This is a genomic window from Acinetobacter sp. RRD8 (genome assembly GCF_031844225.1).
Lineage (GTDB): Bacteria > Pseudomonadota > Gammaproteobacteria > Pseudomonadales > Moraxellaceae > Acinetobacter.
In genome coordinates this window covers 1-21,102 of record NZ_JAUZUU010000019.1, presented here as the reverse complement: position 1 = coordinate 21,102, position 21,102 = coordinate 1, and the positions used below count along the sequence as shown (strand labels likewise).

Here is a 21,102-nt window from a genome sequence, read left to right as displayed (position 1 = left end):
ATTAATGAATACAATCTCTAACAATCCTCTTTCACTCTTTGATGGCGATCAAATCGGAGTAGATTATACAGCCATGCAACCTGTAGAAACCTACCCTACCTCTACGAATAGTCTGGTAGATTTACTGCATGACGGCTTCTATATTGTTTTCCTGTTAAAAAATCACTATGTCCCTGTAAATATAGAGTCTTTCCGTGAAAAAATTCTGGAGATGTTGAAAAGTTTTGAACATCAGGCACGCCAGATGCAATTTTCAGCTGAAGATATTCAAGATGCAAAATATGCCTATTGCGCTTTAATAGATGAAACAATTGTCACCCAACAGGATGAGCGATTTTTTGATCTGCAAAATTCCTGGATGATCAGTCCCTTGCAGTTAAGCCTGTTTGGTTCACAACTTGCAGGTTATCGCTTCTTCGAATATCTGGAAGAAATACGCCATAAAGATAAGCAACGTCTGGCAGTATTAGAGGTATATCATTATTGCCTTTTATTGGGCTTCCATGGAAAATATCGAATTGAATCTATTGAGCATTTAAATAGTCTGATTGCTCGTATCGGAGATCAGATTGATTATCTCAAGGGTAAAAAAGTTGCTTTTTCTCCTTTTTCAGCAATTCCAGATCAAATCCGACATATTATCCATCGTGAATTACCATTTTTCTGGATTCTGATATTTTTATTATTATTTGCCGTGATCAGCTTTGTGGTTTTTAAATATGCCTTGTCAACAGAACAAGCTGCTGTTTTTTCTCAATATCAAAATTTGATTAGCGCGCCTGCTGAACAAGCCTATATTACGATTCATTTACCCTAACTCAATTTTCAAATAAATATGATGGACACTTATAAAAATAAAGACTTAAAAAATGACGCCGTTGGAAAATTTATATCGATGAATAAAAAAAAATTTTTGAATTATTATTAGATCAATCATTCAACTGATGATTTTGATTATATTGAGCAGCTTTATTCTATTAAGCTTAGCTATGTTAGCCTTGCTGTCTTACGAGTTTCGATTAAGAATACAGGATTTTTTTCTTGATTTGATTCCACAAAGCAAGCAACAATTTTCTCAAGTAAAACATTTTGTTCAGAAATTTTATCAGGCGGCATCGCCTGAGCATATTCAGTCTGAGTGGTATTTGCAGCAATGGTGGATTTTGATTGCAGGATTTAGCTTATTTGGCAGTATTTTAATATTCGCTTTTACGCAGCCACTTACTGCAAGTAAGTTTGAAGCTGAATATTTAAGGAAAGTTGATCCACAGATTTATGCATTATTAGATGGGCAAATATTAACAGCTCCAACTGAAGTCGATGAACAGCTTATTATTGAAGCCTTACAAGAAGAAGTTTTAGCAAATCATTCTGTAATTTCAGCGCAAAGCCTTAATCTGAATATTGAAGACATTCATATAAATCCAAATATCAGCACAGCAGACCGTAAATGGCATAAGATGAATCCGCGATTTAAACAGCGCTTACTGATGGTTTTTAAAATTATGCGCGAACAGCATGGTTATGAGCTGGTTTTACTCGAAGGTTATCGAAGTCCGGAAAGGCAAAACTCTTTGGCGACCAACAGTAATATTACCAAGGCCAAAGGCTTTCAAAGTTATCATCAGTTTGGGCTGGCTGCAGATATTGCCTTTAAACGCGATGGTAAGGTGGTGATTAGCGAACGTGATCCATGGGCCATGCGTGGTTATGAGTTATATGGCCAGATTGCAGAATCGGTGGGTTTAACCTGGGGCGGTCGCTGGAAATCCATTAAAGATTTTGGACATACTGAATATCGTATGCCCGGTTTAAAGAAAACAGCTGCAATGGCGCATCAACTCATTCATGAAGGACAATTACAGACTCAGTCCTTTCAGCCTTAAGCATACAAAGTGAATTAATTTAGAAAGGCCTGGATGTATTTGATCACTTCATCTGGTTTTTCACCATGCAGCCAATGTCCTGTATTTTCAATGCATTCAATTTTCGCCTGAGAAAATTGTTCATTGATTACCGCAAAATGTTCAGGTTTTGAGATATAAAAAGAATTACCACCTCTGAGAAAAAGTGCCGGAGTATCAAGTGGAGCAAGATCTTCCCAAAATAAAATATCCTGATAATGGTTAAAGAGCGCCTGTACATTAAACAGCCACTTCCCTTTGTTAAAAGATTTTAGCAAGAACTGAATTACCATTTCTTCATTCAGATATTCGCGCATGATTTTTGTCGCTTCTAACCGAGAACTTAGGTTTGCACGCTCGACAGCAAACAAGGCTTCAAAAATTTCCGCATGATGATTTTCATGATATGGGATTGGAGTTATATCCAGAACCACAAGCTGCTCTACCCGATCACGCGCAATATCCGCCAGCTTCATGGCAACTTTGCCGCCCATAGAATGCCCTACCACAACAAATTTTGTGATGTTAAGACTATTTAATGTTTCAAGTACATCTTTTGACATCAAGTGGTAATCATGCTCATCACTATGTCCAGATAAGCCATGGTTGCGTAGATCTAACTGAATGACGGTACGTTGGCTTGAAAAATGTCGCGCCAGCATTCCTAAATTACTCAAGCTGCCGAATAAACCATGAATGAAGACTATTGGTACAAGTGCTGAGTCATCATGACTGGTGATCTGGTAGTTGAGGATCATTTGACAATTCCGTGATTTCATAGATGATATGTTGATATTGGAATTTTATTGGGAATTAATCAATTGCTAAATCTTAAAATTATAAATTTTGCTTAGGCTATTTATATGCAATAATTTTTGCTTAGGCTAAATAATTGAAACTAGTACAATTTTTTAAAATCAGAGAGGTCTAAAAACTAGCTGTTATTACCCAAATAAGCTCAGGTAGCTTTTAAATTTTTAATTTTCTGGCAATCACTCATTCACTTATTCACTTATTCTTAATCAAAAACTGGATATGCATAATAAAGCCACACTACATTTACAAGTCATATTTCGGGTGTATAAGCAATCAAGTGGAATTTACCGCCTAGCTTTTTACAAATTGGCTAAGCAGAAAATACTATTATTAAGCTTCCTTCCCTTTTCTTTTTATAGCTATTAAAATTTATGATTTGCTTAGGCTATTTTACTGACTTTTAGAGATACTTGAATTATTAGATATGAGCTGCGTGCTGCAATTAGACTAGCTCAGATGAAAATAATTTCTTATCAAATACTATTTGCTATTTCTAGAAAATTTTTAGAAAAAAATAATTGCTATTACTTATATATTCTAATTAATGAAATAATATCAGTGGATATATTCCCGAGACATGAGGTTATTCCATCAAATTTAGTTTAAATTAACTTAATATTTTTATTGAAAATATTTTAATAATAAACTATTAATATTTATAAAAGCTCGGTTATTCAAATTAGAATTATTTGGTTTATTTATATTTTTCAGCAAAAAACTTTCGAGATAGAAAAGTATTTTATAACTTATTCTACATCCCTATTTTTACAAAATATGCTTGTGGTCATTCCAGATTGAGTCAAACTTTGATCCTGCCTCTCAAGAAAACTTTTGGCGACCATAGCCATCGTGGGCGCCATATCCAGACTACTGTTTTCTTCAGACACTTTTTGAATATCCTGATAGGCTTTCAGTCGGTTACAGAAAGCCTGGCGTTGAGTTTGGGCATCTGCCTTTTGATCATCTTCATCTAAAACGTGCTTGGTTTCATTCACAATTTTAGTCTGTGCTGAAATAAACTGGTCATAGGCACTTTGTGAAAGTGGCTCTGCAAAGACCATGCTATTCAGTCCTGATAATAATCCTGCACAAATGAAAGATGATTTTTTTAGCATCTATATTTCTTCTTTCCAGACATCTTCATAATCATCGGCATCAATCATGAAACGAAAACCTGTTTCCAGAGCCAGATACGGTAAAACTTCTGGTGCGATGTCCTGTAATTCACGTACTGTCATGGTTTCAAAAGCCTCTTCACTTGAAGGCTCTCCGCCATAAATGTACCAGCTGATATTTTCATCTGTTTCAGGCTTTTTACGGATGCCGACAATCGGATCCTGTTTTAAGGTATGTACGGCCACCGCAACAACATCATCCCCCGTGACTTCAACATAAGCCGAGCCTACTTCTTCACAAAGTAGCTTTTGCTCTGCGATCAGTTCTTGTAACGGTGACAGGTTTTGCGTGTTTTTCGACATTCGGTCTTACTCATCATTCATTAGCGCGCTATTTTAACTTAATTTTAATGAAGCTGATTGGGATTTCGTCGAGATCTAAAAAATATCTGCCCTTAAACCGTGTTAAGCGCAGATATGGATCTCAGCTTATCGGAAGACTTTAAAGCGCTCTTCATCCGCCAGATAATCTTTGGCACGTGGCTCGCCTTCTATCGAACCAAAGACCAACTGTGCACGCAACTTCCAGTTCGATGGAATGTCCCATTCCGCATGTACCTGTTCATCCACGATCGGATTGTAGTGCTGCAATGATGCGCCCAGACCTTCTGTATGCAATGCTGTCCACGTTGCAAATTGCGCGATCGCAGTCGAATGCTCTGCCCAGATTGGAAAGTTATCAGCATAAGATGGGAATTGTTCCTGTAAGCCTTCTATAACTGTTTGATCTTCAAAAAATAAAACAGTGCCTAGCCCTGCCGCAAAACTTGCCATTTTTGCTGTGGTTCTTGCAGCGCTTTCTTCATCTTTGGCATAGCTTTTTAATTTATCTGCGACGAAGCCCCAGAACTTTTCATGTTCCGAATTGAATAAAATGACGGCGCGTGAAGACTGAGAATTGAAAGAAGATGGGCTCTGCTTAATTGCAGTCTGAATCAAATCAGTTAGATGTTCAGGAGATTGTTCAACATTCTTGGCAATGGCATAAATAGTACGGCGTTTAGTAATTAAATCTAAAAACTGATTCGACATTTTTGAAAATCCTGGGATATATCTTCGGGAAAATTTGAACCTTCAGTTATTTTTATGAAGGATAGCTAATCAATGGAGCTTTTGCTTTAACGTGAGATAAAGCCTATATACCTTAAAAAATAATGGACTCAATTACTAGGCTATTTAATTGATATTTTTATATATTTTTTAGCTAAAAAATGATCATTTTCATCTATTTTTTGAACAATCGTTAAAACTGCTGCCCTATGATAGAGCCTGATGTTAAACTATGGTTCAACATGCGCTATTATTGATCAAAATTTTAAGAATGAAAAAGTTCAATGACCATATTTAATATTGCTTAGGCTATTTCAAGAGATCATGCATCATGAAATAAATCTCATATTCCAGATAAAATTAATCCTCCAAAATTGGAGGATTAATTTTATAATTAAAAGCTAAAAAACCGATTTAAAACTTCGCGTTCAGCACCTGAGCAGATACTTTAGTCTTCCAGAGCTCACGTAAAATCGGTAAATAGAATTTCTCACCGAGTTCCACCAGTTCTGCATCAATCAGAGCATGCATCTCATGCATAAACAAATAATCCAGTTCAACTGTGGTTAGTTTAGTCTGCTGTTTTTGATAGTCTTTGCGTTTCTGTTGGGCTTGTTTAACCAGACGATCCGCAAATGCTTTATCTTTAAACTGGGTAATTGCTTTTAATCGAAGTTCGATAATACCCCATCCAGTTAAGAACATCTGGAAGGTTTCAAAATCATCGCTGGTCGATTCCCAAGACATTTCTTCCAGATTTTCATTATCGGGAAGCACAGGTAAAAGAAGTTCCATCACACTTGGGAAAATCTTTTTGAAATTCAGAATAAATTTAACAGGATGCTCACCTGGATAATCCTTGAATTGCACCTTTCTTTGAACATCTGTTAAATAAATATCAAGCATAAAACAATCATCAGTGGTTAATCTCATCTAACACTATTGTACGCAACTCTGCCCGAGATAAAAACCACTGCTGACTATTCCATGATAAAACAGGCGGAAAGATTGAAAATAAAAGCGCTACAGCCCTTATTTGGCATTCGGTGAAACCATCTGTTCAGGACGCACCACCTCATCAAACTGTTCAGCGGTGACTAAACCCAGTTCAACAGCCACCTGTTTTAAGGTTTTTCCTTCCTTATAGGCTGTTTTGGCAACCTTGGCTGCATTCTCATAACCAATCACCGGATTCAATGCTGTGACCAGCATTAAAGAATCATGCAGGAAATGTTCAATTTTTTCATGATTCGGCTCAATACCTACGGCGCAGTGATCATTAAAACTGTTACACGCATCGCCTAAAAGCTGGATGGATTGCAGCAGGTTATAGGCAATGACCGGCATAAACACATTCAGTTCAAAGTTACCTGATGCACCTGCCACGTTAATGGTGGTGTCATTGCCGAGAACTTGTGCGACGACCATGGTCATCGCTTCACTTTGCGTCGGATTAACCTTACCCGGCATGATGCTAGAACCCGGTTCATTTTCAGGAATACGCAATTCACCAAAACCACAACGAGGCCCGCTGGCCAGCCAGCGAATATCATTGGCAATCTTATTCAGGCTCACCGCTAAAGTCTTTAATGCACCAGACGCGAATACCGCAGCATCACGGCCTGCCAGAGCCTCAAACTTGTTTGGCGCAGTTACAAATGGTAAGCTTGTTAACTGTCCTAGTGTTTTAGCAGACTGAACGGCATAATCGGGATGAGCATTCAGACCAGTACCGACCGCTGTCCCGCCTAATGGCAATTCATATAAACCAACTAAGGCCTGTTCTAGACGAAGAAGCCCATGATCCAGCTGAGAGACATAACCGCTGAATTCCTGCCCCAAGGTTAAAGGCGTAGCATCTTGTAGATGAGTCCGGCCAATTTTTACAATATCGGCAAAATCCTGAGATTTGGCATATAAAGTATCGCGCAAGCGTGTGACTGCCGGAATTAACAGTTCATTGATCTGCAAGCTCGCAGCCACATGAATCGCAGTTGGAAATGAATCATTGGTAGATTGGGCACGGTTGACATGATCATTTGGATGAACCGGTTTTTGTGCCCCTAAATGATTGCCCAATTTCTGGTTGGCAATATTGGCAATCACCTCATTACAGTTCATATTACTTTGCGTACCTGAACCGGTTTGCCAGACCACCAATGGAAATTGACTGTCCCATTTCCCGCTGATGACTTCATCTGCCGCATCCACGATATAGTGTGACAGTTCTTGGGGAATCTGATTCAGCTCGGCATTGGTCAAGGCGGCAGCTTTTTTGACGAGTCCCATGGCACGAATCATTGGCCGAGGCAAACGCTCATTTCCAATTTTGAAATTTTGCAAGCTACGCTGAGTCTGAGCGCCCCATAAAGCCTCGCTCGGTACAGCCACTTCTCCCATCGTGTCATGTTCAATACGTGTTTGCATGTTCAACCTCAATTCTTCTTGCCTGTTACTGATCTTAGGAATTTCTATATCAATGATTTAATCTATTTATTTAAAGTAATTGATTACAGCAATCATGTAAATGATAATTATTATCAAATATTAGCTAAACACTCTTAATTACTGCCCTCTGAGCATATTCTGATAAAACAACCATTCATCCTCAAGCATCTTTCTGAGTGAACGCTGAGGTTGCCAATGCAGGATATTCCGCGCTTTTTCGATGTTCGCCCCCAATTGATCCATTTCGGCATGCGGATATGGCAAAGCATCCATGGTTTTGATTGCAGACTGAGTCACTTCAGCCAGTTGATCTAGCAAATCCTGTATGGAAATCAATTCACCGGCAATATTAAAAGCTTCACATTTTAATTCCTGCTGTTGTGACAGCCATTGCAAAGACTTGATCACGGCATCACAACAGTCTGCGACATGGAGAAAACTGCGCTCTACTGTGCCATCCGCAGTATGGGCCTGACGGCGTAATTCCAGATATTCACGTTGCTGTGCAGCGACCTGCATCGCCAAAGGCAAAATATTTTTTGGTAAAGGTGGCACTGCTTCTCCCAGCACACCGTGTTCAAAGGCACCGGCGATATTGGATAGACGCAGGATCGCAATCCGCCATTCATTATCAGTTTTGGCAGTATCCCGGATAATTTCCTCAACCATCTGTTGCGATTTGATATAGGGATTCGGATAGGTATAGTTAAAAGGCAGATCTTCGCTTAAATCTGTGCCAGATTGTCCATATACCGCCAGACTGGATAAATGTACCAGATGACGCACGCCGGTACGCTGCATGGCACGCATGAGACTCATAATACAGCTAACATTATCATTATAATATTCAAGTGGTTTTAATACTGATTCTTCCAGTGATTTAAAACTTGCGGTATGCACCACAGCCTGAATCGAATGCTGCTCAAAGACTTTGTTCAATGCTGGCGTATTGCGAATATCAATTTTGATAAAAGGTACATACATACCAGAAATAAATTCGAGGCGCTCCAGAGTCTGTAAGTTAGCATTGGCCAAATTATCGACCACAATGACCTCTAGTCCTTGTGCTAACAGACTTAAAGCAATATGTGAGCCTAAAAAGCCTAATCCACCCGTCACTAAAATCATTTATACTACCTACTTTCTGATGAAGCCAAGATCAATCTGTTGCTATTGATCAAGCCTGTAGTGAATTTCGATGAGCACCTTAATTCTTGTTACCTCCGCACCGACTTCCATTTATGCCTGGCATGCCCTGGGTTTGGCTCAGGCCTTGCAAGATAAACAGGAAGCATTCCGTGTATTCTTCTATCAGGACGGCGTATCGGTCGCAAATGCACTGCAATGGGTACCCGACGATCAACGTCATCTTACACATGCATGGCAAGCGCTACAGATTCGCCTCCCGGTCTGTGTAAGTGCAGCATTGGCACGTGGAATTACAGATCTGGACAATGCTCGACGTCACAATATTCAGCAGCATAATCTGGCAGATGCCTTTGAATTGGTCGGTTTAGGTGAACTTGCCGATGCTGTTCAGTCCTCACAACGTCTCATTCAATTCTAGATGTTTCATTTTTTAGAATGTGTTGCTTTTCCAAGGAATCTTGTGTGAAATCTGTACTTGTTATATTAACCCAAGCCAATCTGACCAGTCTGCAGGTGCATGAAAGCCTATCGGCTACGATGGTCCTGGCAACTTTTGGCGCAGAAGTTAAAGTCCTGCTACAAAGTGCTGCCCTCAGTTTGCTGCATTCAGCCCTGCAATTTGACCAGGTGCATCATGCATTCAAACTGGCATCAAATATGGTCGACAGTTTCGAGTTTTATGATCTCACTCCGATTCTGATTGAGAAAAAAAACCAGCATTCCTCATTTGTGGCACAGAGCGAACAAGAAATCGAATTTATTGAGCTTAATTCTGAATTTATTCAAAGCTTTGATCATGTGATGTATTGGTAAGGAACAAGGATATAAAAATGTCAAATCACACACTTTATCTGATCCAATCCAGCTATTCGGCAACAGCGCAGATCCTAGAGCAACTGGCTCAAACTTATACAATGGGTGATCAGGTCGTGCTGATGGGTGAAGCGGTTTTGCTGCTAGAGCATTCATTTCTTCAAAGCTTGCCGAAAATTCACATACTGAAAAATGATGCGGAGTTATTAGTACAGCCTTTGCCTGATCAGATAAATCTGTTGAATTATGCGGATTTTGCAGATCTTTGCCTCGAGTTTAATCGCTGCATTTCAATGAAATAATGAATGAGTTAGATATGAATTTAGAATTGGATCAAGATGGCCATCTGGTTGACTATACCATCTGGAATGAAGACGTTGCTCAAGTGTTGGCCGATAGTCTAGAACTGAGCTTAACTCCTTGGCATTTTGAAATTCTGCAAGCGGTACGTCAGTTCTATCAACAATTTGGTCATTCACCAGCAACACGTCCACTGATTAAATTCTTAATGAAAACTGTCAGTGCCGATATCAATAATGCCATGCTTCAGGAAAAGTTTAATACTGGTCTAGTTGCCCGTCACTTAAGCCGTTTGGCTGGTGTACCCAAGCCTGCGAACTGTTTATAAAGATACTTAGCTTTTTAAAGTATGTATTTAAAGGCCCAAATCATATTTTGGGCTTTTTTTTATGAGAGCAATTTTCAGACTGAGAATAATGAAAGATACAGCTGGATCTAATTCGTCAAGTTCGAGTTTGTTCTAATACTCGCAACGCCCGATGCAATTCATGATCCATTTCAGGCAGAACTTTAATCAGAAACTCAATTTGTGCTTTCGCTTCGGCCTTGCTCACCAGTTGGGCCTCTACCAGTTTTTGCTGCTGACTGATCAACAAACTGACTTGTTGAGGATTTGGTCGTTGTCCCTCACTTAAAGCGTTAATGATCTGAGTAAAGTCCAGATATAACTGTTCTTGTTGTTTTGATAATTCGCTTTGCTTTGCAACCGTATCGTTCTGTTTCTTCTTCGTAGTTTGACTATTCTCAGGAGAGTTAACAGATATATAGCTTGCCGATTTTTCAACTGGCAGGACCGGATCAGAATGGGTCTGATCAGTAAAATTCGTCCGATAGATTTCTTGTCGTACCTGATAACCAATACCCACTAAAGTCCCCAACAAGAGCAATCCGATCATTACATAGAACAGAATTGTTTTATCATTCATTTTTATGTCCTCAGCTCAACAAAGACAACCTTTATCAAAAAGCTGTCTTTTTCGCTAATCGACGATTGACTACGGCGTTGACCAGTCTGCTGGTGCATAACCAATCCGAACGCGTTGTGGATGATTTCCTACCGGTACACTCAGCACTTTATTGCCTGTGGCAAAATCAATCACTGTGACTACATCTGTTTCACTTTCTGAAATTACACAGCTACGACCATCCGGGCTTCGCGTTGCCCAATAAGGTTTACCTGCAGAAATCAGTTTCCCGGCTGTCAGTGTTTTGCGATCTACAATCGTAGCGTAGTTATCCATGGTACCGGCGACACAGAGCTTTTCACCATCAGCACTGATTGATAGGCCATGATGACGCGAATCATTCACCCATTTTGTCCGGTCTTTCGGAATACTGTCACTGCCAGGCAGCTGTCCGATCCGGCTAATCTTGTTCTGATTCAGATCGTACTCAATCAGCCCATTAAAAAATGAAACCTGGGCATACAGTTTGGTTTCATCCTTACTAAATACCATTGGTCGTACTGAGTTGGACAAATCTTTTCGATCAAATGCATCCAATGCAGGCCTGAAATCGATTTTTCCTATCACCTGATGCGTATTGGCATCTGCGATAGTGATAAAACGCTTACCTTTAGTAAAGTCTTGCCACTGTGCATCCATCGAGGTTTCAACATTGCCGATGGCAGAGTTCAGGATCTTGTTGCCGCCATCGAAGTAAATGTTTTCATGCGGTTTATCGCCAGTGCTGAAACGGCCTAACTCTTTACCGGTATGGATATCCAATACATGCACCACATTTCCTGAAGATGCAGATACGGCGACTCGTTGCCCATCTGGTGATACCGCCATATGGTCAGCACGGAAGCCTTCTACAGGCGTCCGCCAGTTAATCTTGCCGGTTTTGATATTAATTGATACCACATCGGCGAAACTTGGGCGTGATGCAACGACTGACTGTCCATCTGGTGTCGAGTACATATCATCCACCAGCTGGTCATTGCCTTCACCGGCTGTGGCCTGAATATAAGTATAAGCAATCAGTTTGATTGGATTCAGGTGAATTTCTTTAAGGCGCTCTTTACGATCAGGAATCATGTTAATGACGCCAATTTTGCCAAAATCACCCGATGGACGAATCACGGTTACCGTGCCATCCCAATTATTTCCGACAAAGAAAACCTGCTGTGAATTGGCAGGTACAGCTGAAGGCGCAGAAGCGGCCTGTACACTTGGCAACGCAGATAGCATCGCCATCGCAGATAATGTCAGACAGAACCGTGGCCATTTTTTATTTTGAATTTTCATCCATTATGCTCCGCATAATAATTTATATTTTTGTTTTCATTCCTTGTTGTGTACACAGCCAGGCTGTGTTTTAACTTATCTAATATACAAACGTATAAAATGATTTACTGTTATTTCCGACCAAAAAATATGCAGCTATTTTAAATTTATTACTTCAGGTTCTATGAATTTAGGTGATCATCGTACTTTGATTTTATGTATCCAGCACATCGACGAACTGTGCATTGAGCACTTTGGCAAGATCAGCCGGTTTTAATCCAATATCAAGTCCCCTTTTTCCACCGCTTACATACATTTTTTCAAGTCGATTTGCACTACTACAAATCACTGTTTTTAAACGTTTCTTTTGGCCAATGGGACTAATTCCGCCAACCAGATAACCGGTCAAACGTTCTGCATGTTTAGGATCTGCCATCTGGAGTTTTTTACATCCCACAGCCTGGGCTACTTTTTTCAGATTGAGTTGATGATGTACCGGCAATATGGCAACAAAATACTCTTTATCATCCGTGACCAATAAAGTTTTAAAGACTTCTTCTACCGAAAGTCCTAATTTTTCAGCAGCTTCTAGCCCGAAACTTTTGGCATTGGCATCATGTTCATATTCATGAATGCTGTATTCGATTTTATTGGCTTTTAATAGTTTGCATGCAGGTGTCATAGAAAGTCTTGTTTGAGATGAATCGCATGATTATATAAAGATTAGCTCAAGAAGTTAATTTAGATGCGGTGAGTTTAGAGAAATTTTGCTTTAAGCCCGTATTCCGCTTCAATCAGACCTATTTGGCTCAATCTTTACGCCCCTTCCCACTTTTAAACTTTTCTGCAAAGATGATGACGCGCAAAATAGCAACAAATGTATGTGTTTTTGCCACTATCTATGCGTTAGGTGAATCCTATCTTAACCGTGTAAAGGAGATAAAGATGAACACATTCGTCATTTCGTCCATCTATACAGGCGAAGCATATAAGTCGAGCGTTTTAGCTTAAACCTGCTGAGATTCAACCTTTATATCTGGAAGATGAAGTACATTTTTGCACAGCACTTATCATGGATGCTTGAAGTTAAAGTGATGTAACTAATTCCAGTCTATTGGAAAAATAGACCGAGGAAAACCCAAGTAAAATAAGAAAAAATATCATTAACATATTGTCTTATCTTATATTTTTAAATTTTCATCACGTTTTGAGAATCGGTCGATAGCTTATATATAAAGAGGATAATCAGCACAACTCTAAAGTCAGAATGTAAAGAGTTTTCTATGCTCTAGAAGTCGAACATTGCGGTAAAATCAGCCAGACAACTCTTGCTCAAAACTAAAAATATCACTAAAAGGAAGAATTTAGCGTTAACATGAAGATACAGTTACATAAAGGATATTAACTGTTTTTGCCAATTGGGTTTACAATGAAAATAATCTGAATACCCAGCGAATTGTAATTTTTTAACATTGCCAAATCTCTGCAAAGTTTTCATTATAGCGCCACTGTTTGCTATATGCTTTCTACGTTAATTCAAAGAAATTATAAATAGTAATGTAGAAAATCATGCAATAATAAGCAGAGTTTGCAGACATCTTGCAAACAAACCCCGATACTTTTTAATTGGAGCATGCTGGATGAGTTCGACCATTTTGGTTATTCATGGACCGAATTTAAACTTGCTTGGGAAGCGCGAACCGGAAGTTTATGGTCACCTTAGTCTTGACGATATTAACCAGCAACTGATTACTCAGGCTCAAAAGGCCACATTACAACTCGAAACGTTCCAAAGCAACTGGGAAGGTGCCATTGTTGACCGAATTCATCAAGCTCAGCAAGACGGCGTTCAATATATCATTATTAATCCGGCAGCATTGACTCATACCTCTGTTGCGGTTCGCGATGCCCTTCTTGGCGTTGCCATTCCTTTCATTGAAGTCCATCTGTCTAATGTGCATGCACGTGAGGCATTCCGACATCATTCGTACTTGTCCGATAAAGCCATCGGCGTGATTTGTGGTCTAGGTGCAAAAGGCTATGCTGCTGCCCTCGACTATATCATTGAAAAAATACAACCTTCTACACAATCTTAATTAGGAATACTGTCTCATGGATATCCGTAAAATCAAGAAACTCATCGACTTGATGATTGAATCTGACTTACAGGCGATCGAAGTTAAAGAAGGCGATCAGTCGATTGCATTAACTCGTCGTAATCCAGTGGTTGCAGCAGCTGTTCCTGCTATGCCTGCACCAGCAGCCGAAGCGCCAGCAGCAAAATCTCCTCGTGGCGCAGTTGAAACTTCACCAATGGTCGGCGTGTTCTATGCGGCACCAAGCCCAGGCGAAGCGACATTTGTCAAAGTGGGTCAAACCGTTTCTGCTGGTGATACCTTAGGTATTATCGAAGCCATGAAAATCATGAACCCGATTGAAGCAACTCAAAGTGGTGTGATCGAAGAAATTCTGGTGAAAAATGGTGATGTGATTCAATTCGGCCAACCACTTTTCCGCTACCGCGCTTAATCACCCCGGGGATTTATAATGTTGCAAAAAGTTTTAATTGCAAACCGTGGTGAAATTGCGTTACGCATCACCCGTGCTTGCAGAACTTTAGGGATCAAAACTGTAGGTGTCTATTCTGACGCAGACAAGGACCTGATGCACTTACGTTTCTGTGATGAAGCAGTATGTATCGGCCCTGGTGCGAGCAGTGACAGCTACCTGAATATTCCTGCGATTATTACAGCTGCTGAAATTACTGGCGCAGATGCCATCCATCCTGGTTATGGTTTTCTCGCTGAAAATGCTGAATTTGCTGAAATCGTAGAAAATTCTGGTTTTATCTTTATCGGTCCACGTCCAGAACATATTCGTTTAATGGGGAACAAGGTTTCTGCCATTATTGCCATGAAAAAAGCGGGTGTACCAACTGTACCGGGCTGCGACCATGCCGTAACCATTCACAATGCACTCGCTGAAGCGAAAGAGATCGGTTTCCCGCTGATTGTCAAAGCTGCTTCTGGTGGTGGTGGTCGTGGTATGCGTATCGTCGAAAATGTCGACACCCTGCTGGAATCTGTTCAGGCTGCACAGCGTGATGCGGAAATGTGGTTTGGTGATGATACGGTCTATATGGAGCGTTTCCTGCAAAAACCACGTCACGTTGAAGTACAGATACTGGCTGATGGTAATGGCCATGCGATTCATCTCTATGATCGTGACTGCTCGCTACAGCGTCGCCATCAAAAAGTACTGGAAGAAGCGCCAGCACCGAATCTACCAGAGCAAGCACGTGCCGATATTCTAGAAGCCTGTGTGAATGCATGTAAGCTGATGCAATATCGTGGTGCAGGTACATTCGAATTCCTGTTTGAAGATGATGAGTTCTTCTTCATTGAAATGAATACGCGTGTTCAGGTTGAGCATCCGGTGACTGAAATGGTCACGGGGATCGATATTATCGAACAGCAATTGCGTATTGCTGGTGGCTTAGGTCTGGATATTCAGCAAGAAGATGTCAAGGTTTTAGGACATGCGATTGAATGCCGTATTAACGCAGAAGATCCATCAACCTTCTTGCCTTCACCCGGCAAGATTGAGAGCTTCTATGCACCAGGCGGCGCAGGTATCCGCTTAGACTCGCACATCTACCCAGGCTATAGCATTCCGCCGTATTATGACTCGATGATCGCCAAACTGATTTCGCATGGCAAGGACCGTGAGACGTCTATTTCTCGCATGAGAAATGCCTTGGAAGAAATGATTTTGACTGGTGTTAAAACCAACATTCCTTTGCACAAAGATTTAATCCTTCAGGATAAAAACTTCTGCAAACAGGCGATGGACATTCATTATCTGGAAAAACATTTGTTGAAACAGCTAGAAGGTGCTGAAGACAAAGCTCAATAAGCTTTAAGCTTATAAAAAAACCGCTGAAATTCAGCGGTTTTTTTATGTTGATGACTCATTTATGGTAATACACGTCTGAGTACCGCAAAGCATTGCTCGGCCTTGTCATTGGCACAGAAATTAATCGTGTACGGATTTTGCCATTTCACAAAATACTGGGAAATTTCACCGGATTGATCCACTTGATTGCCTGAGCAGTCTTTTTCATTATTATCATATTTAACCTGAAGAATCAGTGCTGGAATCTGAACAGTCGGATCCTGTGCAGGCTGATAGTCATACAGCCCTGACGTCCACTCGTCGCCACTTTTAATCACCACATTATTATTGCCTTTAAAATTATAATATTCGATACATTTTTTATTATTCGGGATTTCCATTCCCCACAATCCGACAATTTCCGGACGGGTTTTCACGGTAAATGTATTTGGGATTTCAGCAGCTTTAGCAGGAGCATTCGCTGGTTTTTTATTTTCTGTCGCCATTAGCCAGGGTGAGCTCATGAGTAAGATAAGGCTAAGACATATTTTTTTCATATTTACCGGCATCTTGTTAACAATTGATTCTAAATTATCATATTTTTTGGGATCGTGTCCCGCTCTAACGCAATTTCAATACAGAGTCAGAAATTATTTATCACATTGTTTAAAAACGTGGATTTCTTTTCTGACTTTTTTTGTATATATTTCGTATATAAGAATCTTAATAGTTCGTATTAATAACAGATTAATCAAACAATAAAATTATATTTTGGGTCAAACTTAGTTGCTGAACAAAGTGATCATTCACACTTAGAAATTTGAATAGGATTTTAAATTTGCAATTAGCTCGAATAACAGAACAACAATTAAATCATGAAACCTATGCTTATTTTGTCATTGTTTTCGCTGTTTTAGTCTGTTGTTTTATTGGGATCGCAACCAGACCGATTGAGTACCTGGCCTTATTGTGGCCGGCCAATGCTGCCTTGTTAGCCCTGTTCTTACGCTTTCCACATTTAAATAATATGGGAGGTTGGCTCGGCGCATTCAGTGCTTTTATGTTTGCAGATCTGGTCACCGGAAACAGCCTATTACAAAGCCTGTTTCTCACGCTTTCTAATCTGATCAGTACTATTGTCTCGATATTTTTTATTCGATATTTCAAGATTAATTACAAATACTATAATACCGGTTATACCTTCGTTCATTTATTTGGCATCTTCGCTTTTGCAGGCTGCCTGGCCAGTGCGGCTTTTGCAGTTCTCACCTTGCCGAATCTACCCAATTCATTCATGACCAAAGAATATTTATGGATTGATTTTGGTCTGTGGTGGACCGGTGAAATGGTGAATTATATTGTGTTTCTCCCTTTAATCTTGGCATTCCCAAGAATAAAAGACATGCAATACTTATTTAAAAACCGTCGCCAAAAACGCAATTACTTCAGCTATTTTTTACCTGCATCTTCAGTCGTGGCCTGTGTCATCATTACCAATATTTTTGCAGGCCCCGGCGCAATGCTCTACCCTCTAGCTGCACTGATTTGGGCTGCGTTGACCTATCGCCTGTTTACCATGACCATGATCAACGCTTTTGTGATTATCCTGACCTATTACAGCCTGACACAGTTTTATGCCACCAATCACACCATCTTGGCAGACTCTACGATTTATATTTCGCTCCGGATCGGGCTGTTTATGCTGGCCTTATCTCCGCTCATTCTGTGCATTATCAGCCAAAACCGCAATGAGCTGTTTAAGCGGGTCTTGTATCTGGCCAATCACGACAGTCTGACCCGCACCATGAATCGTCATTTCTTCTTTCAAAAAGGTGAATATTTACTGCAATATGCCAAGACGATGGAATTTTCAGTCATCATGCTGGATATTGATTATTTCAAACGCCTGAACGATCATTTTGGCCATCATGTCGGTGATAAAGTCCTGCAACACTTTGCGCAGATTGTACGTAACAATTTACGTGCTCAAGATCTGTTTGCACGGATTGGTGGAGAAGAATTTGTACTGCTACTCTGGAATACCGAACCCTCAGAAGCACGTCTCATTGCAGAAAGGATTCGTGATTTAGTGGAAAAAACCCCGATGCATCAATCAGATGGCTCGCCCCTGTATATTACAGTGAGTCTAGGTATCACCCATCAAAATGAACCGCAGGCCCAAGACTTGCAAAACCTGATCAATATTGCAGATCAAGCCTTATATCAGGCCAAACATCGTGGGCGCAATCAGGTGGTGCTTGCATCTTGAACCCAAATGATCTACAACCTTGAAGCAGCAGCAACACTAGGGAATGGCAATGAAATTTGAAGAATATCTGCAATATGACGGTTTAGGACTGGCTGAACTGGTCGCCAATAAACAAGTACATTCAAGTGAACTTTTATCTGCTGCACTAGAGCGTAGCTCAATTGCCAATCCCGAGCTGAATGCGATTATTATTCCGATGCATGAGCATGCATTGAAACGGAGCCAGCAAAATCTGTCGGGGCCTTTTGCCGGTGTGCCTTTTCTGGTCAAAGACCTGTTTCAGGAATATGCCGGTTATCCAACTTCTTATGGTTGTCAGGGCTTAAAACGGATCGGTTATATTGCCGAGACCAATGCCGAGATTGTCAATCGTTGGGAAAAAGCCGGGATCGTGACCTTTGGACGCACCAATACTCCTGAATTTGGGATTAAAGGTATTACTGAACCTGATGCCTGGGGCAGCTGTAAAAATCCGTGGAATTTACAGCATAATAGCGGCGGTTCATCGGGTGGTTCCGCTTCTGCCGTGGCTGCCGGAATTGTACCAATTGCGGGTGCTGGTGATGGTGGCGGCTCGATACGTATCCCCGCTTCCTATTGCGGCCTGTTTGGCCTGAAACCGAGTCGTGGCCGCACGCCTTGGGGACCACAAATGAGTGAAGCCATGCATGGCGCCGCGATTCAGCATGTACTGACCAAAACGGTACGGGATAGTGCTGCAATGCTGGATGCCACCCATGGTGAAGATCATAGTTCACTGTTTAAGATTCAGCGTCCACAGCATCATTATCTGGATGTGATTCAGCAACCGCCAAAAAAACTGAAAATTGCGTTTAGCACTTATTCTACGATTGGCACACCTGTTTCCCAGGATGCCATTAAAGCCATTGAAAAAACAGTCAAATTGCTAGAATCTTTGGGCCATGAGGTGGTCGAAGACCGCCCAGCCATTGATGGCATGCAACTGGCCAAGGATTTTATTACCACCTGGTTTAGCCAATTTTCATTTATGCTGGATGAAATCCAGAAAGGCTATCCGTCTAAAACAAATGATTTTGAATTGGACTCTTTAGCACTGGCGGCTTTTGGGGCCAAAACCAGCGCGATTGATTATATCCAGAACCTGAATAACTGGGGCCAGTATGTGACCCAGATGAATCATTTCTTTGATAATTATGACCTCTATCTAACGCCTGCAACGGCGACAGTGGCGCCGAAAAATGGTGAGGTTAAAACACCAAACTGGCAGAAACCGATTCTTAAAGGTTTATTGAAACTGAATAAAGTGCATTTAGTGGCGCAAGGGAAACTAGTAAACCAGATTGTGAAAGAAAATCTAAAATGGGTGCCTTTTACCCAGTTGGCCAATATTACCGGACTCCCAGCGATGTCTGTACCACTGTACTGGAATGAACAAAACCTGCCGCTCGGTTCACAGTTTATTGCGCCGTTTGCCCGTGAGGATCTGCTATTACAACTGGCAGCCCAATTGGAACAGGCACAACCGTGGTTTGGGCAATACGCCAAAATCCGTATTTAATACTGAGATGATATTTTCAAGCCTGTTTTTGCAGTTCGACTTTATTTGGCAATCCGAAAATCAGTAACAAGCCAAGCAAAGTCGATACTGCAGCAGTGATAAAAATAGATGTGCCGCCGACTTGATCCCAATAATGCCCAGCCAGAATACTGCCACTCGCCACGCCAACGCCCCACATCGTGCTATATAGCGCTTGTCCACGTCCTTGCTGCCCTGCAGAAAAATTCTGGAAAATCACTCGCATCGCAATCATATGAAATAAACCAAAACTTAAAGCGTGAATCGTTTGAGCAAAAAACTGTGCCATGAATGAAGCAGGAAAGACCCCGACGATGAACCATCTTAATCCGGTCATCAATAAGCATAACGTGACCAGATGGCGCCATGACCAGCGTGTCAGAAAGAACGTCGCATAGGCAAACATGATGATTTCCGCAATGACCCCGACTGACCAGAGCAGCCCAATCTGGCTGGTGCTAAATCCCGCCTGACTGAGATAATTGCTATAAAAACTATAAAACGGCGCGTGTGAAAATAGCAGAATCAATTCAATCAGGAAAAAGCTATAGACGACTGGGCGTTTGAATATCGGCCATAAGGGTTCGAGCTGTTTCTGTGCGGTAGGTGCTGTCGTGGGTTCTTTAATGGTAAATGACCAGAGAAAGGCCAGAAATGAAATACACAGCAACAACACTGGCAACATACTGATACTAATAATTTCAAAGACGGCGCCCAAGCCGAATACACCAATAATAAAACCGACAGATCCCCACTTTCGTACTTTGCCATAGAGTTCTGCTCTTTTTTCCCCGAGCCAGAACAAAGTCACGCCTTCAAACTGTGCCAGAATGGCATTCTGAAAGAAACTGAAAATCAGCATCAGTAAAGCTACAGATTGAAAGCTATTGGGAATAATAAAAATCATGAACCAGATACAGGCTTCCATCCAGGTGGCAATACGCACCAGCAACATGCGTTTACCGGATTTATCTGCAATCCAACCCCAGATCAACGGCGCAAAGAATCGGGTAACAATCGCAATAGAAGATAAAATCCCGATTTCCTGATAATTGAAGCCTTGATCTTCAAGATACAGACTCCAAAAAGGCATGAATGCCCCAACAATCGCATAGTAAAAAAAGTAAAATCCACTGAGTCTATGCTGGATTGCTAGAACTGGCATTGATTTATATATCCTAATATTTTCAAAATTTTAAACTCAATAAATTTCTATAGCACTGTATTCGACGACTCTTGATTTTGCTACGAGCATCTCGCATTAGTCTAAAAATAAATTTTCATAAGTTTATGGATAAATTTTGCTAAAGTAAAAAACTCTGTGTTGAGTTAAATTAAAGTAAGAACATAAATCGTCTTCTATATTGAGCACACGACAAAGAGTGGAAACAGTTTTAGGAAGGAATTGGATGGACTTAAAATCTGAAGATCAATAATTACACAGACATTATCATTGTTTTATGGCTAAAGTATGTCCAAAGAATTTTCAGTTCATAGG

General features: G+C 40.7%; 23 protein-coding genes. 11 read left to right on the top strand and 12 right to left on the bottom strand.

The genetic code is table 11. From position 1 onward, the window contains the following. The first annotated feature begins 4 nt into the window (after positions 1–4). Both icmH and Q9R24_RS13095 read left to right on the top strand, forming a co-directional pair. Positions 5–817 carry a type IVB secretion system protein IcmH/DotU gene (gene icmH, locus Q9R24_RS13100; protein ID WP_311204657.1) on the top strand — a complete coding sequence of 271 codons (813 nt, stop codon included), beginning with the start codon at positions 5–7 and terminating at the stop codon, positions 815–817. 127 nt (positions 818–944) lie between these two features. After that, positions 945–1,886 (top strand): M15 family metallopeptidase, encoded by a 942-nt coding sequence (locus Q9R24_RS13095; RefSeq protein WP_311204656.1) that lies wholly within the window; start codon positions 945–947, stop codon positions 1,884–1,886. A gap of 14 nt (positions 1,887–1,900) precedes the next feature. Here Q9R24_RS13095 and Q9R24_RS13090 read toward each other — a convergent pair whose 3' ends face one another. From Q9R24_RS13090 to Q9R24_RS13060, 7 genes are all read right to left on the bottom strand, one after another. Beyond that, the gene (locus Q9R24_RS13090; protein WP_253138597.1) at positions 1,901–2,662 is read right to left on the bottom strand and encodes an alpha/beta fold hydrolase; all 762 of its coding nucleotides are present in this window, start codon (positions 2,660–2,662) and stop codon (positions 1,901–1,903) included. Positions 2,663–3,466: 804 nt separating this feature from the next. Further along, a complete protein-coding gene (locus Q9R24_RS13085; protein WP_253138595.1) occupies positions 3,467–3,835 on the bottom strand; it encodes a hypothetical protein in 369 nt (122 codons plus the stop codon). Continuing rightward, a complete protein-coding gene (locus Q9R24_RS13080; RefSeq protein ID WP_005107027.1) occupies positions 3,836–4,198 on the bottom strand; it encodes a hypothetical protein in 363 nt (120 codons plus the stop codon). Positions 4,199–4,324: 126 nt separating this feature from the next. Further along, positions 4,325–4,927 (bottom strand): nitroreductase family protein, encoded by a 603-nt coding sequence (locus tag Q9R24_RS13075; RefSeq protein WP_213687231.1) that lies wholly within the window; start codon positions 4,925–4,927, stop codon positions 4,325–4,327. Between the two features lie 432 nt (positions 4,928–5,359). Next, positions 5,360–5,851, bottom strand: a complete 492-nt coding sequence (locus Q9R24_RS13070) for a hypothetical protein (RefSeq protein ID WP_004280216.1) — start codon at positions 5,849–5,851, stop codon at positions 5,360–5,362. Between the two features lie 126 nt (positions 5,852–5,977). Beyond that, a complete protein-coding gene (gene fumC, locus Q9R24_RS13065; RefSeq protein WP_195724781.1) occupies positions 5,978–7,372 on the bottom strand; it encodes a class II fumarate hydratase in 1,395 nt (464 codons plus the stop codon). 138 nt (positions 7,373–7,510) lie between these two features. Continuing rightward, complete coding sequence (locus tag Q9R24_RS13060; protein WP_005266466.1) at positions 7,511–8,521, bottom strand: NAD-dependent epimerase/dehydratase family protein; 1,011 nt, start codon at positions 8,519–8,521, stop codon at positions 7,511–7,513. A 70-nt stretch (positions 8,522–8,591) separates the two neighbouring features. On the opposite strand from Q9R24_RS13060, the gene tusD reads away from it, so the two are divergent. From tusD to Q9R24_RS13040, 4 genes are read left to right on the top strand one after another with little or no spacing between them, the layout of a single operon-like run. Continuing rightward, a complete protein-coding gene (gene tusD, locus Q9R24_RS13055; RefSeq protein WP_004280211.1) occupies positions 8,592–8,960 on the top strand; it encodes a sulfurtransferase complex subunit TusD in 369 nt (122 codons plus the stop codon). 44 nt (positions 8,961–9,004) lie between these two features. Then, positions 9,005–9,355 (top strand): hypothetical protein, encoded by a 351-nt coding sequence (locus Q9R24_RS13050; RefSeq protein WP_213687228.1) that lies wholly within the window; start codon positions 9,005–9,007, stop codon positions 9,353–9,355. Between the two features lie 17 nt (positions 9,356–9,372). After that, positions 9,373–9,657, top strand: coding sequence for a DsrH/TusB family sulfur metabolism protein (locus tag Q9R24_RS13045; RefSeq protein WP_213687227.1), 285 nt, complete (start codon positions 9,373–9,375; stop codon positions 9,655–9,657). Between the two features lie 14 nt (positions 9,658–9,671). Next, positions 9,672–9,983 (top strand): TusE/DsrC/DsvC family sulfur relay protein, encoded by a 312-nt coding sequence (locus tag Q9R24_RS13040; RefSeq protein ID WP_005263018.1) that lies wholly within the window; start codon positions 9,672–9,674, stop codon positions 9,981–9,983. A 115-nt stretch (positions 9,984–10,098) separates the two neighbouring features. Here the strand turns inward: Q9R24_RS13040 and Q9R24_RS13035 are convergent, their stop codons facing one another. The 3 genes from Q9R24_RS13035 to ybaK all read right to left on the bottom strand — a co-directional run bounded on the left by Q9R24_RS13035 (position 10,099) and on the right by ybaK (position 12,565). Then, the gene (locus Q9R24_RS13035) at positions 10,099–10,581 is read right to left on the bottom strand and encodes a hypothetical protein (RefSeq protein ID WP_213687226.1); all 483 of its coding nucleotides are present in this window, start codon (positions 10,579–10,581) and stop codon (positions 10,099–10,101) included. A 69-nt stretch (positions 10,582–10,650) separates the two neighbouring features. Then, a complete protein-coding gene (locus tag Q9R24_RS13030) occupies positions 10,651–11,904 on the bottom strand; it encodes a YncE family protein (RefSeq protein ID WP_311204655.1) in 1,254 nt (417 codons plus the stop codon). Between the two features lie 193 nt (positions 11,905–12,097). Continuing rightward, the gene (gene ybaK / locus Q9R24_RS13025) at positions 12,098–12,565 is read right to left on the bottom strand and encodes a Cys-tRNA(Pro) deacylase (protein ID WP_311204654.1); all 468 of its coding nucleotides are present in this window, start codon (positions 12,563–12,565) and stop codon (positions 12,098–12,100) included. 958 nt (positions 12,566–13,523) lie between these two features. Here ybaK and aroQ point away from each other — a divergent pair. The 3 genes from aroQ to accC are packed head-to-tail and all read left to right on the top strand — an operon-like array spanning position 13,524 to position 15,798. Next, on the top strand, positions 13,524–13,979 hold the full coding sequence (aroQ, locus tag Q9R24_RS13020; protein ID WP_004280201.1) for a type II 3-dehydroquinate dehydratase: 456 nt from the start codon (positions 13,524–13,526) through the stop codon (positions 13,977–13,979). Between the two features lie 16 nt (positions 13,980–13,995). Next, entirely contained in the window at positions 13,996–14,412 is a 417-nt protein-coding gene (gene accB / locus Q9R24_RS13015) for an acetyl-CoA carboxylase biotin carboxyl carrier protein (RefSeq protein WP_311204653.1), read from the top strand. A gap of 18 nt (positions 14,413–14,430) precedes the next feature. Further along, positions 14,431–15,798: an acetyl-CoA carboxylase biotin carboxylase subunit gene (accC, locus tag Q9R24_RS13010; protein ID WP_311204652.1), complete on the top strand. Its 1,368-nt coding sequence runs from the start codon at positions 14,431–14,433 to the stop codon at positions 15,796–15,798. A 59-nt stretch (positions 15,799–15,857) separates the two neighbouring features. On the opposite strand, the gene Q9R24_RS13005 is transcribed toward accC, so the two are convergent. Then, a complete protein-coding gene (locus Q9R24_RS13005) occupies positions 15,858–16,301 on the bottom strand; it encodes a hypothetical protein (protein WP_404976606.1) in 444 nt (147 codons plus the stop codon). 314 nt (positions 16,302–16,615) lie between these two features. Here Q9R24_RS13005 and Q9R24_RS13000 point away from each other — a divergent pair, with 314 nt between their 5' ends. Together Q9R24_RS13000 and Q9R24_RS12995 are read left to right on the top strand one after the other, a co-directional pair. Further along, positions 16,616–18,046 carry a diguanylate cyclase gene (locus Q9R24_RS13000; RefSeq protein WP_311204650.1) on the top strand — a complete coding sequence of 477 codons (1,431 nt, stop codon included), beginning with the start codon at positions 16,616–16,618 and terminating at the stop codon, positions 18,044–18,046. 49 nt (positions 18,047–18,095) lie between these two features. After that, a complete protein-coding gene (locus Q9R24_RS12995; RefSeq protein WP_311204649.1) occupies positions 18,096–19,586 on the top strand; it encodes an amidase family protein in 1,491 nt (496 codons plus the stop codon). A 16-nt stretch (positions 19,587–19,602) separates the two neighbouring features. Here the strand turns inward: Q9R24_RS12995 and Q9R24_RS12990 are convergent, their stop codons facing one another. Next, positions 19,603–20,769, bottom strand: coding sequence for an MFS transporter (locus Q9R24_RS12990; protein WP_311204648.1), 1,167 nt, complete (start codon positions 20,767–20,769; stop codon positions 19,603–19,605). Between the last annotated feature and the right edge of the window lie 333 nt (positions 20,770–21,102).

Bases quoted from the DNA above. Each gene is read 5' to 3' on its own strand.
- icmH (WP_311204657.1), top strand. From the start codon at position 5: ATGAATACAATCTCTAACAATCCTCTTTCACTCTTTGATGGCGATCAA.
- Q9R24_RS13095 (WP_311204656.1), top strand. From the start codon at position 945: ATGATTTTGATTATATTGAGCAGCTTTATTCTATTAAGCTTAGCTATG.
- Q9R24_RS13090 (WP_253138597.1), bottom strand. From the start codon at position 2,662: ATGATCCTCAACTACCAGATCACCAGTCATGATGACTCAGCACTTGTA.
- Q9R24_RS13085 (WP_253138595.1), bottom strand. From the start codon at position 3,835: ATGCTAAAAAAATCATCTTTCATTTGTGCAGGATTATTATCAGGACTG.
- Q9R24_RS13080 (WP_005107027.1), bottom strand. From the start codon at position 4,198: ATGTCGAAAAACACGCAAAACCTGTCACCGTTACAAGAACTGATCGCA.
- Q9R24_RS13075 (WP_213687231.1), bottom strand. From the start codon at position 4,927: ATGTCGAATCAGTTTTTAGATTTAATTACTAAACGCCGTACTATTTAT.
- Q9R24_RS13070 (WP_004280216.1), bottom strand. From the start codon at position 5,851: ATGCTTGATATTTATTTAACAGATGTTCAAAGAAAGGTGCAATTCAAG.
- fumC (WP_195724781.1), bottom strand. From the start codon at position 7,372: ATGCAAACACGTATTGAACATGACACGATGGGAGAAGTGGCTGTACCG.
- Q9R24_RS13060 (WP_005266466.1), bottom strand. From the start codon at position 8,521: ATGATTTTAGTGACGGGTGGATTAGGCTTTTTAGGCTCACATATTGCT.
- tusD (WP_004280211.1), top strand. From the start codon at position 8,592: ATGAGCACCTTAATTCTTGTTACCTCCGCACCGACTTCCATTTATGCC.
- Q9R24_RS13045 (WP_213687227.1), top strand. From the start codon at position 9,373: ATGTCAAATCACACACTTTATCTGATCCAATCCAGCTATTCGGCAACA.
- Q9R24_RS13040 (WP_005263018.1), top strand. From the start codon at position 9,672: ATGAATTTAGAATTGGATCAAGATGGCCATCTGGTTGACTATACCATC.
- Q9R24_RS13035 (WP_213687226.1), bottom strand. From the start codon at position 10,581: ATGAATGATAAAACAATTCTGTTCTATGTAATGATCGGATTGCTCTTG.
- Q9R24_RS13030 (WP_311204655.1), bottom strand. From the start codon at position 11,904: ATGAAAATTCAAAATAAAAAATGGCCACGGTTCTGTCTGACATTATCT.
- ybaK (WP_311204654.1), bottom strand. From the start codon at position 12,565: ATGACACCTGCATGCAAACTATTAAAAGCCAATAAAATCGAATACAGC.
- aroQ (WP_004280201.1), top strand. From the start codon at position 13,524: ATGAGTTCGACCATTTTGGTTATTCATGGACCGAATTTAAACTTGCTT.
- accB (WP_311204653.1), top strand. From the start codon at position 13,996: ATGGATATCCGTAAAATCAAGAAACTCATCGACTTGATGATTGAATCT.
- accC (WP_311204652.1), top strand. From the start codon at position 14,431: ATGTTGCAAAAAGTTTTAATTGCAAACCGTGGTGAAATTGCGTTACGC.
- Q9R24_RS13005 (WP_404976606.1), bottom strand. From the start codon at position 16,301: ATGAGCTCACCCTGGCTAATGGCGACAGAAAATAAAAAACCAGCGAAT.
- Q9R24_RS12995 (WP_311204649.1), top strand. From the start codon at position 18,096: ATGAAATTTGAAGAATATCTGCAATATGACGGTTTAGGACTGGCTGAA.
- Q9R24_RS12990 (WP_311204648.1), bottom strand. From the start codon at position 20,769: ATGCCAGTTCTAGCAATCCAGCATAGACTCAGTGGATTTTACTTTTTT.